Raw genomic sequence first — 16,345 nt, forward strand, 5'->3', positions numbered from 1 at the left:
TCGCGTCTTCAGGCGTCGTCCTGTCTGAATGAACGCGCGTGTTAATAGTGTGTTTTATATCAGTCGCCTTTTCATCGAGTCAACAAAAGCGGGCTGATTTGTGTGCTTTTTAGCGGATTTTAGTAAACGCGCATACGGCATCCCTGCCGCATGCGCATTTACATAGTTGCCAAGGTAATGACGCGTGTTTACTGCGCGCTGAATTTCGACTGGGTCAGCGCGCCTTCCGACGCCTTGCCCGGCGCCGATTCCAGCAGTTCCAGCTCGGCCAGCTCCACCGTCGAACCGTTATCGAAGCGCAGGCGATACTCGCGGTAGGCGCCCGGCTTGGCGATGCCGAACGGGCGCAGCTGCAGCGCCCAGTCGAAGCGCTCGCCGCTGCGCTTGTCGAGCTGCACCCAGCGGTTGCCGCCCTTGCCGCCACGGCCTTCCAGCGTCCAGCCCAGGCCCTGCAGCGCGGTCTTGCCGGCGGTGATGGTGTAGTAGCTGATCGTGGTCGGGGCCGCCAGGGCGAAGCCGACATTGGCGCGCGCCGGAATCGCCAGCTGGGTCGCCGCATCGTCGTCGAGCAGCGCGCCCGGCTTGGCCACGCCGGTCAAGGTCACGCGGCGCGCATTGCTGGCGCGATCGTGCAGTATCGTCGGCTGGCGGCCGGCTTCGGTCATCGACGCCGGCAGCGAGGCCGCGTCGCTGCCCCAGTTCGACGGCGCGCTGCCCATCGTGAATTCCAGGGTGGCGCCGTCGGCGATGTCGGCGTGGCGGATCCAGGCCTTGTTCCATGGCTGGCCGTTGACCTTCAGCGACTGCACGTACACGTTGCGCGGGCTGTTGTCGTGGGCGATCACGGTCAGCAGCTTGCCGTTTTCGAGTTTCACCTCGGTGCGGGCAAATGCCGGCGAGCCGATCACGTATTCGGGCGAACCCATGCGCATCGGATACAGGCCCATCATGGCGAAGGTATACCAGGCCGACATCTCGCCATTGTCCTCGTCGCCGGCATAGCCCTGGCCGATCTCGCTGCCCAGGTACAGGCGGCGCATCGCTTCGCGCGTGATCGCTTGCGTCTTCCACGGCTGGCCGGCCGACACGTACAGCCACGGGATATGGTGCGCCGGCTGGTTGCTGTGCGCGTACATGCCCATGCGCACGTCGCGCGCTTCGGTCATTTCATGGATCACGCCGTGGTAGCGGCCCGAGAACTTGCGCTCGGCGGTTTCCTCGGTGGCGAAGAACTGGTCCAGGCGTCCCGCCAGCTTGTCGCGTCCGCCCAGCAGCGTGGCCAGGCCTTCGGCATCGTGCGGGGTGGTGAAGGCGAAGGTCCAGGCGTTCGCTTCGGTATAGTCCGAACCCCACAGGCGCGGCTCGAAAGCGGATGCCGGCTGGCGCCACTGGCCCTTGGCGTCGCGGCCGCGGAAGAAACGGGTGGCCGGGTCGAACAGGTGCACGTAGTCGGCCGCGCGCGCGCCGAAGTATTCCGCTTCCTCGCGGTAGCGGCGCGCCTTGGCCGGGTCCTTCTCGTCCTTGGCCAGCGCCTGCCCCATCTGGGCCAGGCCGAAGTCGTTCAGCGCGCCTTCCAGCGTCCACGACATGCCCTCGTGCACCGAGGTGTCGGCATAGCCGCGGTACATCGACTTGGCCAGGCCCTTGCGGCCGACGTTCGAGACCGGCGGCACCGCGGTGGCGTTCTTCAGCCCCGCTTCATAGGCCTGGTGCGCGTCGAAGCCGCGCACGCCCTTCAGCCAGGCATCGGCGAAGGCGACGTCGGAGCTGGTGCCGACCATCAGGTCGGCGTAGCCCGGCGACGACCAGCGCGCCATCCAGCCGCCGTCGCGGTATTGCTGCAGGAAGCCGTCCACCAGCTCGCCGGTGCGGGTCGGGGCGAACAGCGCGTAGGCCGGCCAGGTGGTGCGGAAGGTGTCCCAGAAGCCGTTGTTGACGTAATTTTTGCCCGGGATGACCTTGGCCGAGGTGGTCATTGCGTCGCCGCCGGCGTTGTTGCTCGACCAGCCGCTCTGGTCGGCGTGGCGCCAGTCCGGTTTCTCGGCGGTGCCGACGTTTTCGTGGGCCATGTTCGGGTACAGGAACAGGCGGTACAGGTTCGAGTACACGGTGACCAGCTGGTCTTCGCTGGCGCCCTGCACTTTCACGCGGTCGAGTTCCTTGTCCCAGGCCGCCTGGGCGCGCTCACGCACGGTCTCGAAACTGGCGTCGCCGACTTCCATGTCCAGGTTGCGCTGGGCCTGCTCGATCGAGATCATCGAGGTGGCGATGCGCATCCGCACTTCGCCGTTGCCGTCGGGCTTGAACTTGATGTAGCCGGTCGGACGGCCGGTTTCGATGTTGCTGCTGGTGCTCCACGGCTGGTCGAAGCGTGCGAACACGAACATGCGCGCCGAGCCGTTCGACAGGCCGCTGCGGGTGTCGGTGTAGCCGCGCAGGGTCTGGCTGGCGGCGTCCAGGGTCAGGCCGCCGCGGTTGTCGACGTTATCGAACAGCAGGTTGGCGTCGCCATTGTCCGGGAAGCGGAAGCGGAACACTGCGGCGCGCTCGGTCGGCGCGATCTCGGCGCGGATGCCGTTGTCGAAGTCGACCCGATAGGTATGGGCGCGCGCGTCTTCCTGCTCGTGCGAGAACGACAGCGAACGGGCCTTGCGGTCGGCATCCGGCTGGCCTTTGGCGGCGGAGGGCATGATCTGGAAGGTCTGGCGGTCGGCCATCCACGGGCTCGGCTGGTGGCTGAGCGAGAGCGCCTGCAGGCGCGGGCGGTTGTCCGCACCGTTCTTCTCGTTCCAGCTGTACATGAAGCTGAGCGTGCCGGCGTCGGTGACCGGGGTCCAGAAGTTGAAGCCGTGCGGCATCGCGGTGGCCGGGATGTTGTTACCGCGCGAGAAGGTGCCATTCGCCTGGGTGCCGCGCGTGGCCAGCACGTAGTCGGATGGACGGGTGACGGCCAGCGGCGCCTGGTCGGCGATCACGATGTCGTCGATCCAGCCGCTGGCCCTGGTGCCGCTGCCGGCCGGCTGTACTTCCAGTTCGATCGACTTGATGCGGCGGCCCTGCAGTTCGCCCAGGCGCACCATCTTGTTGGCCCACTGCTGCGGGTACAGGGTCTTGGACTGGCCCTGCGCCTCGGCGCCGACGCGCACGCCGTGGTGGTCGTTGATGATCATGCCGGAGATGCGGCGGCCGTCGTCCAGCACCAGGTCGAGCGAGACGCCGGTCGAGGCCACGGTGTCGCCGTCGACGATCTCGGGCAGCACTTTCCACGATAGCAGGGTGTCGGCCTTGATCGCGATATCGACCGGGAACAGCTGCAGGCGGCCGCCCGCGCCTTCGGCCTGGTAGCGCAGCGCGCGCAGGCCGGTATAGCCGGCTTTGGCCTTGGCGGTGTACGGGCGTTCCGGGCCATCGCCCAGTTCGACGGTCACGCCGTTGTCGGCCATCGTTGCCGGGACCGGATCGGCGGCCTCGAACGAGGTCGAGAACAGCGCCGGTTTCTTTTCTTTGACCAGGCTGTCGGTGCCGGTGCTGGCGCAGCCGAGCAGGAATGCTGCGGCGGCGACCTGCACGGCGACCGTGCGCAGGCGTGGCAGATGGTTGGTACGGACGAACGCGTCGGCGTTGCGTGGGGTAGCTTGAGCGGTTACGTTCTGCGTCATGGTGCGGAAGGGCTCCTGTTCTGAGGGGTGGTCGCTGGTACTGCATCGGCCAGCGAGCGGATGGTCAAGGCGGCGCGCAAGGCGCCTTCGGTGGCGGCGGAAGTCACGCGCAGCGTGACGCGTTCGCCCGGGAGGATGGTGATGGCGTTTTCAAGCAGTTCGGCGTCGAGCGCGCCGAAGTCGATCCAGACGCCGCGCGCCAGGCGCTTTGCCGTGATCTCGAGCAGGAAGGCGTCGCCGTCCTGGCGCAGCATGGTATTCAAACCGGCCTCTTTCCACGCGATCTGTTTGGCGGGCGCGAAATACACCACGCCGCGCGAGGCCGGTTCGCCGTCGGCCTGCAGTTCGAACACGGCGACGGTGTCTTCGGCTGCGGACTTGCCGAGCAGCTCGGCGTCGCGGTAGTCGGCCACCTTGGTGCTCGAGAGCGGCGCCAGGTTGACCGGCTTGCGTTCGTCGCGCAGCACTTTGCCGTCGAGGGTCATGACGCGGGTACGCAGCTCGCCGCGCACGCGCTTGGTACGGTCGTTGAGCAGGCTGACCGAAGTCGTGCCTTTCGGATCGCGCAGCGCGGCCACGGCCACCGGCGCGAAGAAGCGGCGCGCGTGGAAGTGCAGCGCTTTGGGACGGCCGAACCAGTCGATGCTCGACCAGGACGAGCCCGGCCACACGTCGTTCAGCTGCCAGTACAGCGAGCCCATGGTGTAAGGACGGCTGCGGCGGTGGTGCAGCGAGGCCAGTTCGATGCCTTCGGCCTGCATCACCTGGCTCAGGTAGGCGAAATCGGCGAACGCGGTCGGGGTGCCGAACTCGTCGTTCACGTACTTCATCAGGCGCTCGTTGCCCTTACCGGCCATGAATTTCTGGTGCGCCTCGATCACCGGCGAATCGATTTGCTGCTCGGCCCGGGTGGCGAAGGCATCGATCGTGCGCTGCACCGGCCAGGCCTGCAGGCCGAATTCGGACATGAAGCGCGGCGTGATTTCCAGGTACTTGCTCACCGGGTGCGCCGGGTTGCCCCACACTTCCCAGTAATGCATGTCGCCGCTGGCTTGCGTGTTGGCGACTTCCTGCAGGTCTTCGCCGGGCGAACTGGACCAGTAGCCGATGCCGCCCGCTTCTTCTTTCACCACCTGGCGCAGGTCGACGCCGAACAGCTGGACGTAGCCCTTCCACACCTTGTCGGCGAAGGCCGGATCGGCCGCCTTCAGCGTCTTGCCGTGGCCCCAGTACTTCCAGGCGATTTCTTCTTCATTATTGCCGCACCACAGCACCACGCTCGGGTGGTTGCGCAGGCGCCGCACCTGGTCGCGCGCTTCCGCCACCACGCTGGCGCGGAAAGCGTCGTCATAGCCCGGCTGCATGCCGCCGCCGAACATGAAGTCCTGCCACACCAAGAGGCCCATTTCGTCGGCCAGCTCGAAGAAGGCGTCGTTCTCGTAGTAGCCGCCGCCCCAGCTGCGCAGCATGTTCATGTTGGCGTCCTTGGCCTGCTGCAGCACCTTGCGCAATTGCTCGCGGCTGATACGCGGCTGGAACATGTCGAACGGGATGGTGTTCGCGCCCTTGGCGAACACCGGAATGCCGTTGACCACGAAATAGAAGGCCTTGCCCTTCTTGTCCTGGTCGGTACGCAGGGCCACGCTGCGCAGGCCGGTGCGCGCCGACAGCGCGGTCAAGGCCGTCTTGCCGTCGCCCGCTTCCAGTTCGTAGCGGTACAGCGGCTGGGCGCCGTAGCCGTTCGGGAACCAGCGCTGCGGATGTTTCACACTCACCGGCAGTTCGACCCGGTTGGCGCCCGCGCGCAGCTCGGCGCGCTTGCGCGCGGCCAGCGTACGCTTGCCGTCCGGCGCGGTCTGCCACAGGCGCAGCTCGACCGTGCCGGCACGCGCCGCGTCGAAGGCGGCGATGGCGGTCAGGTCGGCGCGGCTGGCGTCGACCCGGTCCTGGCGCAGGTGCAGGTTATCGATGCGCACATTGTCCCAGCTCTGCAGCGTGACCGGCTTGGTGATGCCGGCGGTGACGTAGCGCGGACCCCAGTCCCAGCCGTAGTGGTAGCCCGGTTTGCGCACGAAGTTGCCGGTCATCGCGTCCTTCGGCTCGTCGCCATACGGCGATGGATAGTTGCCGGCGATCTTGTGCGGCATCGCCAGAACCTGCGGCAGCATCTTCGCGATCGGCGAGCGGAACACGATGCGCAGGATGTTGTCCTGGGCGCGCAGCTTGCCTTCGACCGGCACACGCCAGGTGCGGAAGGCGTTGTCGGCATCCAGGATCTTGTGGCCGTTGAGCCAGACTTCGGCGAAGGTGTCCAGCGCCTCGAACACCAGGTCGCTGCGCGCATGGCGCAGGCTGGCGGCCGGGGCGTCGAAGGTGGTGCGGTATTCCCAGTCGGTCAGGCCGATCCATTGCAGGCCCGCTTCCGGCGCGCCGACGTAGGGATCCGGAATCAGCTTGTGCGCCAGCAGGTCGGTGTGCACGGTGCCGGGCACGCTGGCGGCGCGCGACGGCGCGGCCTCCGGGTGCGCCGCGCCCTGGGCGTGGCCGGGCACCATGCGGAAGGTCCAGCCCTTGTCGATGCTCAATCGGGTGACGCTGTCGGCCAGGGCCGGCGCGGCCAGCACGGCCAGGGCCAGTGCGCACAGCATGCGCGCGAACGAAGCGATAGAGAGTAGTTGGTTCATGGTGCGGGCGCCTTCCAGTAGCGGTCGATCCATTCCTGATGGGTCGGCATGGTGCCGGCGGCCTGCGCCAGCATGGCGCGCATGCCGTCGACGTGGGCCGCGAGCTTGTCCTCGGGCATTTCGTCGACCATCGGGTGGTAGTTGTGCGGCACGATGCCCTGCCCCAGCATCACCTGGACCCAGTTCGGCAGCGCGAAGAAGTCGTCGCCATGGCGCAGGTAGCGCCCGTCGCTGCGGAACAGGTCGATCGCGTCACGCAGGCTGTCGGGGATCGCCATGGTGCGGCAGGCATTCCAGAACGGCGTGTCGTCGCGGCTGGTGGCGTGGTAGTGCAGGATCAGGAAATCGCGGATGCGCTCGTATTCGAAAGCGCTCTCGCGGTTGTAGCGTTCGGCCAGCAGCGGATTGAAGTCGCGCCGCGGGAACAGGTTCAGCATGCGCGTGACGCCGGACTGGGCCAGGTAGATGCTGGTCGATTCGAGCGGCTCGAGGAAGCCCCCGGCCAGTCCCAGCGCCACCACGTTCTTGTGCCAGAACTTGTTGCGCATGCCGGTGGTGAAGGCCAGCCGGCGCGGCTCGGCCAGGGCCTTGCCGTCGAGGTTGGCCAGCAGCGTGGCTGCGGCTTCGTCGTCGCTGACGTGGCGGCTCGAGTACACATAGCCGTTGCCGATCCGGTGCTGCAGCGGGATGCGCCACTGCCAGCCGGCGGCGCGCGCGGTGGCGCGGGTGTACGGCGTGATCGGATCGACCCGTTCGCTGGGCACAGCCAGCGCGCGGTCGCACGGCAGCCAGTGCGACCAGTCCGTATAACCGGTCTTCAGGGTCTCTTCGATCAGCAGGCCGCGGAAACCCGAGCAATCGATGAACAGTTCGCCTTCGACGGTCTGGCCGTTTTCGAGCAGGAGCGACTCGACGAAGCCATCGTCGGCGCGCTGCCTGACCTGCGTGATCCTGCCTTCGATGCGCTGCACGCCGCGGCTTTCGGCCAGTTCGCGCAGGAAGCGCGCATACAGGGTGGCGTCGAAGTGGTAAGCATAGGCGATGTCGGCCAGCGGAGAATCGGGCCCGGCATTGCGGTCGCCCGGGGCGAACCTGCCCAGCGGCGCCATCACGCTCTGCGGCGAATACTCGCCGATCGGACCGGCCTTGCCGGCCAGGCGCTGCTTGAGCCAGAACTGGTGGAACGGCAGCGGACCGAGCGAGCGGCCGATCGCGCCGAAGCCGTGGATATAGCTGTCGCCGATGCGGCCCCAGTCGTTGAACTGGATGCCGAGCTTGGCGGTGGCTTGAGTGCGTCGGACGAACTCGGCTTCGTCGATGCCGAGCCACTGGCCGTTAAACTGGCGCAGGTGCGGCACGCTGGCTTCGCCCACGCCGACGATGCCGATTTCCTCGGATTCGACCAGGCGCACCGTCGCGCCCTTGCCGAGGTAGGTCGCCAGGGCGGCCGCGGCCATCCAGCCGGCGCTGCCGCCACCGACGACCGTGATCGCACCGACCCGCCCGTGGGCGCTGGCTTCGTGAGAAATCATGGCTTATCCATGGAAGAGGACCTTGCCCGGGCGGCAAACGCGAACCCGGGCAAGGCCATGGAAAACGCCTCCCCGCCCGCTCGTGCGAGCGGCGGGGAGAAGGGTCGCGGCTTAGAACTTGTAGTTCAGGCCGACGTAGGCGACACGGCCGGTGTAGCCGCTGGAGTAGTAACGCGCCTTGGTGTCGTTACCCAGACGCGAACGCGACTCTTCTTCGGTCAGGTTGAGCACCGACGCGGTCAGGCTCAGTTCCTTGGTGAAGTTGTACGACGCGTTCAGGTCGACCTGGCTGTACGGCTCGTCATACACGTTCAGACCGTTGACCAGGCCGTTGACCACTTCGCCGCGACGGTTGTACGAGGCGCGCAGCATCATCTGGTCGTTCGAGTAGAACACCGTCAGGTTGGCCTGGTTCTTGGCGCTGCCCACCAGTGGCGAGGTGCCGATCTGCTGGCCGTTGGCCAGGGTGATCGCGGCCTGGTTGGTCTTGTTGTACGTGTAGTTGGCCTGGACGCCGAAGCCGGAGTCGAAGGTGTGCTGCGCGTACAGTTCGATACCTTTCGAGACCGCATCACGCCCGCCGGCGCTGGTGCTGTAGCTCTGCACCGCCACCGACTGGCCACCGATGTCGAGGGTCACGTCGCGCACCACCGGCACCGCGAAGTTGCTCACGTTCTTGCGGAACAGGGCCGTACCCAGCACCGAGCCGCGGCTGAAGTACCACTCCAGGCCCAGGTCATACTGGGTCGCCTTGTAGGCGTCCAGTTCCTTGTTGCTGCCCGAACCGAACCAGCCGACCTGGTCGCCGCCGCCGATGTAGCGGCGGTCGTTGACGTATTCCTGGCTGAAGTTGCGCAGGCTGCCCGGGGCCGCGATCGCGTTGTAGCTCGGACGCGCCACCACCTTCGACGCCGCGCCGCGCAGCAGCAGGTTGTCGGTCAGGTCGAACGCCAGGTTCATGCTCGGCAGGTAGTCGGTATAGGTGCGGTCCAGTGCGCTGACCACGAAGGTCGAGATGTGGCCGCTGGCCGGATTGGTCTGGCTGTCCGGCACGGTGGTGAAGCCGCTGGTGCAGCCGGAACCTGCCGGTGCGCCGACCGCCGGTGCGCCGCCGGCCAGGCATGGCGCCGGGGTGCCGTCGGGACCGTTGAAGAAGTAGTCGTTGTAGTAATCGACCTGGTCGGTCGAATCGGCGTGCTGGCGGGTGCGTACCACGCGCATGCCGAAGTTACCGCGCAGGCGGTCGGTCTTGATGTTGGCCTGGACGTACATCGAGGTGATCTTCTCGCTGACGTTGTAGACGAAGTTGTCTTCGTTACGGGTCTGCATCTCGCCGTAGGTGCTGTTCAGGTACTGGATGTAGGCCGGGTAGTTAATGCCCGGGAACGCACTTGCCTTGACACCATTGGTGAGGTTGCCCAGCTCTTCGCTGTACAGGAACTCCGGACGGAACTTGTTGGCGTTGACGTCGCAGCCGTTCTGGAAGCGGTTGTCGTAGTCGCCCTTGTCGGTGCCCTGGCAAGCCCAGTAGTTGTTGCCGGTGCGGCGGTTGGTGCCGCCGTCGCGGTACTTGGCGCCGAACTGGATCGAGTCGAGCCAGTTGCTGTTGTCCGCGTGCCAGGTCAGGTCGGCCTGGGCGTAGTTCTGGTCGGTCTTGTTGCGGGTCCACGACGAGCTGGTCGAGCCGAGGTCGATCTCGCCGATGCCGTTGCGCAGGTTCGCCATCAGTTCCGGCGAGAAGGTCATGGTCGGGGTGCCGGTCAGGTCCCATGCCGAGTAATAGTTACCCAGGCTCCAGCTGCCGTCGGCGTTCTGGCGGCGTGGCTTGATCGGCATGCCGAGCGACATTTCCGGACCGCCTTCGGCCCAGGTGCGGCCGAGCTTGACGGTGGCGTCGAGCGACTCGCCCTTCCAGTCGATTTCGAAGTCGGCGGTCTGCGACAGCGCTTTTTCGCGGTTGTAGTTACCGGCGATCTGCGGGGTCGGGATGGTGCAGTCGTCCGGACCGAAGCCGCCGGTGTTGGTCAGGCCGCCGGCCGCCGCCTGTTCGGCGTTGCAGTAATAAGCCTTGCCCGGACGCGCGCTGTACTGGGCGCCGGTGACGATGGTGCCGCTCGGATCGAACGTGAAGCGGTCCAGCAGGCGGCCGCCCGGATAGTTGCCGTCGCCGTTGTAGCGCGCGATGCTCCATTCCGGAATCTTGAGCGAGTTGGTCTGCGTGTTCTGCTTCAGGTCGAAGCGGAAGTAGTTCGCAGTCATGTTCAGGTTACGCAGCGGCTTGAACTGCAGGGTCAGCTGGCCACCCTTGCGCTCGCGCTCGTTGGTGGTGACGTCCAGGTTGACCGAGGTCGGCAGCGCGAAGTTGGTGTAGTAGTCGCCGTCCTGGGTGTAGAAGCCCGATTCACCCCACCAGTACGAGTTCAGGCCGTTCGGCTGGCCGTTGACGTCGACCGACGGATTGGTGGCGCGGCTGTCGCTGTACCACTGCCAGTTCGAGGTGCTGCCGCCCATGCTGCGGATGGTGCGTTTCTGCTGGGTGTAGCCGACCAGGAAGCCGAAGCGGTTGCTCTCGTCGTGCCAGGCGTACTGGCCCGAGATCTGCGGGTCGGTCTTCTTGGTGGTGTCGGACCAGGTGCCTTCGGCGTTCAGGAAGCCGGAACCCGATTTCACGTCCAGCGGACGGCGGGTGCGCAGGATCACGGTGCCGCCGATGCCGCCTTCGTCGAAGCGCGCTTCCGAGGTCTTGTACAGCTCGGCGCTGGCCAGCATGTTCGACGGCATCAGGGTGTAGTTGAACGAACGCGACGGGTCGCCGTTCGATTCGGCGGTGGCGACGTAGTTGCCGTTCAGCTGGGTCAGCGTCAGTTCCGACGACAGGCCGCGCACCGAGACGTTCTTGCCCTCGCCGCCGCTGCGGGTGATGATCACGCCCGGCACGCGCTGCAGCGCGTCGGCGACGTTCTTGTCCGGGAATTTACCCACGTCTTCGGCGGTGACCACCTCGACGATCGAGTTGGCGTCGCGCTTCTGATCCAGGCTCTTCTCGATCGAGTAGCGGTAGCCGGTGACCAGCACGGTGTTGGCGCTGTTGGCCGACGCGGCCTGGTCGGCCGGCGACGGCGCGGTGGCCGGCGCGCCCTGCTGGGCCGACGACGCGGTTGCTGGCGCAGTGGCCGGTGCAGCCGCAGGCGCCGCGGTGGTTTCCGCCGCGCTTTGCGCATAGGCGTTGGACAGCGACAGCAGCGCGACGCTCACCGCCATGGCGATCGGGGTCACGCGGCAGCGTTGCTGTTGGGTGGTTTTGGGTGTTGCGGTCATGTGAGTCTCCTGGTCTCGCCCGCTAGGGCTGTTTTTTATGGCGGTGGCAGAGACGGGCTCTTGTCCGTGAAAACGGGTTCAGGTCCCCGCACCGCTACGCGATAAGGCTCGGTCTGCACAGCTGGATTTCCAAAAACGCATGCTGCGCAAACGGATGAGCTAACGCCGATTTACTAAACGACCGGACGCTGTCTGCAATCCGATCGCGCCTCGCATTTCAACAAGAAGAAGTTATACAAAGGAAATTACAATGGTTCAATAGACTTTCAGTTGAACAGTGCAGTTTAGCGGCGTTTAGTAAACAACAATGATGCAAATTCGACACAGTTAGCGCTCTCAAAGCGGGCATCGAGCGCGGCGCGCAATCCTGCGCCACCCTATCCGCATGCACTGTTATCATATTTTCATCAAAATCGGCGTTGGCAGACGACCCTCTGCCGCCCCGCTGTCCGAGCAACCACTGGCAAGCAAACCGGAATCACATGACAGACAGTCCGACCCGTAGTTCAGCCCGAAGCGCAGCCCATAGCGCAGCCCGAGTGGCAACCGGCATTCCCGAACTCGACGCCGTGCTGCATGGCGGCCTGCTGCGCGAGCGCATCCACCTGATCGAAGGCCGTCCCGGCACCGGCAAGACTACCTTCGGTCTGCGCTACCTGATCGAAGGCGCGCGCATGGGCGACAGCGCCCTCTACCTGAGCCTGTCCGAAGCCGAGGACGAACTGCGCGAGACCGCCGCCAACCACGGCTGGTCGCTGGACGGGGTCGAGATCGCCGAGATGATCCCGGTTCCCGACCAGCCGCCGCCGCAGAGCATCCTGCTGCCGACCGACAGCGAACTGGTGGGACTGGTGAACCGCATCGCCGAACGCGTCGACCGCTCCGGCGCGCGGCGCGTGGTGATCGATTCGATGGTCGAGATCCGCCTGCTGGCACGCGACAGCGCCCACTACCGGCGCCAGATCATCGCCCTGCGCGAGCGCCTGAGCGGCATCGGCGCCACGGTGCTGCTGCTGGACGACATCACCTCGGACGGCCTGGAATACGAACTGCAAAGCGCGGTGCACGGCGTGATTTCGCTGGAATACATCGAACGCGGCTTCGGCGCCGCGCGGCGCCGCCTGCACGTGGTCAAGATGCGCGGCGGCGACTTCCAGAGCGGCTGGCACGACTACAAGATCCTAAGCGGCGAGATCCTGGTGTTCCCGAGCCTGATCGCCCAGGAACACCAACGGGCGCCGTGCGAGGTCGACATCCTGAGCGGGGTCGACAGTTTCGACGACCTGTTCGGCGGGCCACTGAGCGCGGGCAGCTCGACCATGGTGCTGGGGCCGTCCGGGGTCGGCAAGACCACGCTGGCCCTGCAATACGCGCTGGCGGCAGTGCGCGCCGGCCACAAGACCGCGTATTTCAACTTCGACGAATCGGAAATCACGCTGCGCTCGCGCCTGGTGGCGGCGATGGGCGAAGGCCGCACGCGCGCCGCCGACGCCGATGAGATGACCGATGCGATCGACGACGACCACGACTTCTTCCTGCGCCGGGTGAACCCGTCGCGCATCTCGCCGGGCGAATTCATCTGGAAGGTGCGGCGCCTGGTGGAAGACCAGGACGTGCGCCTGGTGATCATCGACAGCATCAATTCCTACCTCGACGTGATCCGCGACGAAAAGTCGCTGCTGCCGCAGATGAACGAGCTGTTCTCGTACCTGAGCAACATGAGCGTGATGGCGATCGTGGTCGGCGCCCATTCGCAGCGCCTCGATACCTCGAAGGAACCGGACGCGGTCAGCATCATCACCGACAACATCATTTCGATGCGCTACTACGAGCGCGACAACGTGGTGCGCAAGGCGGTATGCGTGCTCAAGAAACGCCAGGGCCGCCACGCGACCGAGATCCGCGAGCTCGAGCTGACCGACGACGGCATCCGCATCGGGGCGCGCGTGCAAAACAGCGGCGGCGAGATCGGAGTGGAGCATCTTGACGTCTGAGGCGGCAAACGGGCGCGGCCCGGGCCAGGAACACGACGGCGCCGGCAGCATTGCCGGCGAGGCGCTGGTGGTCTTCGCCCCGCTCGAGGGCGACGCCGCCACGCTGCGCGAGCTGGCCGCGCACGAAGGCGTGGCGGCGCTGGTCTGCCATGACGCCGGCGCCTTCTACGCCGCCCTCGGCGCGCGCGCGCTGGCCGTGATCGTCACCGAGGAAGGCCTGGCGCGCTGCACCCTGCAGGAGCTCGACGCGCGCCTGCGCACCCAGCCGGCCTGGTCCGACCTGCCGATGCTGGTGCTGGCCAATGCCGACAGCCGCGACATCGACGACGGCCGCTTCGGGCGCCTGGGAGGGGTCGGCAACGTGATCCTGCTGACCCGCCCCACCACCCGCCTGGCGCTGGCGATGGCGCTGCGTTCGGCGCTGCGCATGCGGCGCCTGCAGTTCGCGGTGCGCGACCAGCTGCAGCAGCTGGCCGGGCACGCCGAACGGCTCGAGTCGACCGTTGCCGAGCGCACCCGGCTGCTGGAACGCGAAGTGGCCGAACGCCGGCGCGTGGAGCAGGCGCTGGCCGAGGCGCGCCGGCTGGAGTCGCTGGGCCAGCTGACCGGCGGCATCGCGCACGACTTCAACAACATCCTGCAGGTGGTGGCTGGCAGCGAGACGCTGCTGCGCATGCTGCTGGGCAGCGCAAAGTCCAGTCACGGCGCCGGCGGCGGTGCCGGCGGAGGCCCGGTCAATGGCGGCAGCAGCGGCGCCGGCGCGGCGCCGGACGCGCGCGTGATGCGCGCGCTGGACGGTATCCGGCGCGCCACCGGCCACGGCGCCTCGATGACCCAGCAGCTGCTGGCCTATGCGCGGCGCCAGCCGCTGGCCAGTGTCACGCTCGACCTGCACACCCACCTACGCGCGACCGCCGAGATGGCGCAGCGCATGCTCGGCGCCACGATCCGGATGCAGCGAGAGCTCGCCGCCGACCTGTGGCCGGTGCTGGCCGATCCGGCCCAGCTCGACGCCGCGCTGCTCAATATCGTCGGCAACGCGCGCGACGCCATGCCCGACGGCGGCACGCTGACCCTGCAGGCCGCCAACTGGACCCTGCCCGATCCGGCCCTGCCGCAGGGCGCGCACCTGGCCGGCGAATTCGTCGGCATCTTCCTGAGCGACCAGGGCCACGGCATGAGCGAGGAGACCGCGCGCCAGGCGTTCGAGCCGTTCTTCACCACCAAGCCGGTCGGCAAGGGCACCGGCCTCGGGCTGTCGCAGGTGTACGGCTTCGCCGTGCAGAGCCACGGCCTGGCCTTCATCCGGCGCGAAACGGTCGGCACCACCATCGGCATCCTGCTGCCGCGCGGGCACGCCCAGGCCGCCGCGCCCGCGCTCGACCCGGCCACCCTGCGCGCCGCCGGCCTGGCCGGCCTGCGCGTGCTGTACGTCGAAGACGACGCCGACGTCGCCGACACCACCGGCGCGCTGCTGCAGTCGCTCGGCGTGACGCTGCGCCGCGCCGACAGCGCCGACGCCGCCGTGGAAGCGCTGGCCCGGGACGCCGCCGGCGTCGACATCGTGTTCTCGGACGTGATGATGCCGGGCCGGATGGACGGCATCGAGCTGGCGCGCTGGCTGGCCACGTACCACCCGCAGCTGCCGGTGGTCCTCACCAGCGGCTACATGCTGTCGCCCGAACGGCTGCAGGACCTGAAGGTGCAGTTCGTGCGCAAGCCCGCCAGCATCGGCGCCATCAACGACGCGTTCGTGACCGCCATGCGCCAGCGCGACGACGACGGCGACGGCCGCCAGCGCAGGCGTCCGGGCTGACGTCGCAGAAAACCGTCACCCTGCACTGCAGCGCTGCGGGCATCCGGCGTTCGATGGCAGCGCGCGCAAACGCTGGACGACTCGCCGTGGCGCGGACCGGCAGCCGGTGTTAGCGTGGCCCTGACGCGAGCGTGCCCGCCCGCACCGCTGCCACCACCGGGAGTCGATGATGATCCGCCGTGCCTCGTCCGTCCGCCTGTGCGCCCTGCTTGCCGCGGCGCTGATGGCCCTCCTGCTGGCCGCGTTCCCGGGCCGCGCGCATGCGGCCGACGCGCCGGGCTGCAGCGAGCGCACTGCCCAGGTCAACGGCACCACCATCCATTACCGCATCGGCGGACGCGGCAGTCCCGTGGTGCTGCTGCACGGCTATGCGCAGACCGGCCACATGTGGACGCCGTTGCTGCCCGAGCTGGCCAAAAAGCATACCGTGATCGTGCCCGACCTGCGCGGCGCCGGCGCTTCAGGCAAGCCGCAGGGCGGCTACGACAAGAAGAACATGGCGCGCGACATCCATGAGCTGGTGCGCGGCATCACGCGCGAACCTGCCGCCCTGGTCGGCCACGACATCGGTCTGATGGTGGCCTATGCCTACGCCGCCCAGTATCCCGACGACACCAGCCGGCTGGTGCTGATGGATGCCTTCCTGCCCGGCGTCGGCGAGTGGAAGAACGTGTGGCTGCTGCGCGACCTGTGGCACTTCCACTTCTACGGCGAGACCCCGCTGGCGCTGGTCAAGGGCCGCGAGCGCATCTACTTCGAGCACTTCTGGAACGACTTCGCGGCCGACAAGACGAAATCGGTGAAGGAAGCCGACCGCCGCCTGTATGCCCGGGCCTATGCCCAACCCGGCGGCATGCGCGCCGGCTTCGAATACTTCCGCAATTTCGAGCAGGACGCGCGCGATTTCGCCGGCTTCGCGCAGACCCGCCTGCAGCTGCCGGTGCTGGTGCTGACCGGCGAAAAGGCCAGCGGCACCTTCCTGATCGAGCAGGCGCGGCTGGTGGCCACCGACGTCGACGGCAAGGTGATCGCCGGCTCCGGCCACTGGCTGATCGACGAAGCGCCGCAGCAGGTGATTCCGGCGCTGCGCGCGTTTCTCGACCACTGAACGGTGCCGACTGCGGCCGGCGCGATGTGCGGCCGGTCGAAAGCCGGGCTCGGGCACATGGACCCGGTCAGCCGCGGGCGAGCAGCCGGGCACACCCAATCGAACCCGCGCTTGCAGTGCGCCGCCGGTGGTGATACAACCGCGAAGTCGCCATTCGACTGCTGCACGCGTCGCCTTGCCTGACGTCCCGGACACCGCCCCGACACTGCCCCCGACATCGCCATGCCTCCCGCA

At 67.2% G+C, this 16,345-nt stretch carries 7 protein-coding genes; 3 read left to right on the forward strand and 4 right to left on the reverse strand.

The annotated features are described in order from the left end of the window. Window positions 1-188: 188 nt before the first annotated feature. The 4 genes from RTQ83_RS13400 to RTQ83_RS13415 all read right to left on the reverse strand — a co-directional run bounded on the left by RTQ83_RS13400 (window position 189) and on the right by RTQ83_RS13415 (window position 11,193). A complete protein-coding gene (locus RTQ83_RS13400) occupies window positions 189-3,659 on the reverse strand; it encodes a GH92 family glycosyl hydrolase (protein ID WP_312515280.1) in 3,471 nt (1,156 codons plus the stop codon). Further along, complete coding sequence (locus RTQ83_RS13405) at window positions 3,656-6,343, reverse strand: beta-mannosidase (RefSeq protein ID WP_312515283.1); 2,688 nt, start codon at window positions 6,341-6,343, stop codon at window positions 3,656-3,658. The genes RTQ83_RS13400 and RTQ83_RS13405 overlap by 4 nt, the downstream gene beginning before the upstream one ends. Beyond that, the gene (locus RTQ83_RS13410) at window positions 6,340-7,875 is read right to left on the reverse strand and encodes a tryptophan halogenase family protein (RefSeq protein ID WP_312515286.1); all 1,536 of its coding nucleotides are present in this window, start codon (window positions 7,873-7,875) and stop codon (window positions 6,340-6,342) included. The genes RTQ83_RS13405 and RTQ83_RS13410 overlap by 4 nt, the downstream gene beginning before the upstream one ends. Window positions 7,876-7,986: 111 nt before the next feature. Beyond that, window positions 7,987-11,193: a TonB-dependent receptor gene (locus tag RTQ83_RS13415; RefSeq protein WP_312515289.1), complete on the reverse strand. Its 3,207-nt coding sequence runs from the start codon at window positions 11,191-11,193 to the stop codon at window positions 7,987-7,989. Window positions 11,194-11,732: 539 nt separating this feature from the next. Between RTQ83_RS13415 and RTQ83_RS13420 the strand changes: the two genes are divergently transcribed. From RTQ83_RS13420 to RTQ83_RS13430, 3 genes are all read left to right on the forward strand, one after another. After that, window positions 11,733-13,187: an ATPase domain-containing protein gene (locus RTQ83_RS13420; protein WP_409456109.1), complete on the forward strand. Its 1,455-nt coding sequence runs from the start codon at window positions 11,733-11,735 to the stop codon at window positions 13,185-13,187. Continuing rightward, on the forward strand, window positions 13,177-15,003 hold the full coding sequence (locus RTQ83_RS13425; RefSeq protein ID WP_312515294.1) for a response regulator: 1,827 nt from the start codon (window positions 13,177-13,179) through the stop codon (window positions 15,001-15,003). The genes RTQ83_RS13420 and RTQ83_RS13425 overlap by 11 nt, the downstream gene beginning before the upstream one ends. A gap of 166 nt (window positions 15,004-15,169) precedes the next feature. Beyond that, window positions 15,170-16,111 (forward strand): alpha/beta hydrolase, encoded by a 942-nt coding sequence (locus tag RTQ83_RS13430; RefSeq protein WP_312515297.1) that lies wholly within the window; start codon window positions 15,170-15,172, stop codon window positions 16,109-16,111. The last annotated feature ends 234 nt before the right edge of the window (window positions 16,112-16,345 follow it).

This window comes from Massilia sp., from assembly GCF_031995545.1.
Classification (GTDB): Bacteria; Pseudomonadota; Gammaproteobacteria; order Burkholderiales; family Burkholderiaceae_D; genus Telluria.

Excerpts from the sequence above, each read along its gene's own strand:
- RTQ83_RS13400 (WP_312515280.1), bottom strand. The coding sequence starts at position 3,659 with ATGACGCAGAACGTAACCGCTCAAGCTACCCCACGCAACGCCGACGCG.
- RTQ83_RS13405 (WP_312515283.1), bottom strand. The coding sequence starts at position 6,343 with ATGAACCAACTACTCTCTATCGCTTCGTTCGCGCGCATGCTGTGCGCA.
- RTQ83_RS13410 (WP_312515286.1), bottom strand. The coding sequence starts at position 7,875 with ATGATTTCTCACGAAGCCAGCGCCCACGGGCGGGTCGGTGCGATCACG.
- RTQ83_RS13415 (WP_312515289.1), bottom strand. The coding sequence starts at position 11,193 with ATGACCGCAACACCCAAAACCACCCAACAGCAACGCTGCCGCGTGACC.
- RTQ83_RS13430 (WP_312515297.1), top strand. The coding sequence starts at position 15,170 with ATGATGATCCGCCGTGCCTCGTCCGTCCGCCTGTGCGCCCTGCTTGCC.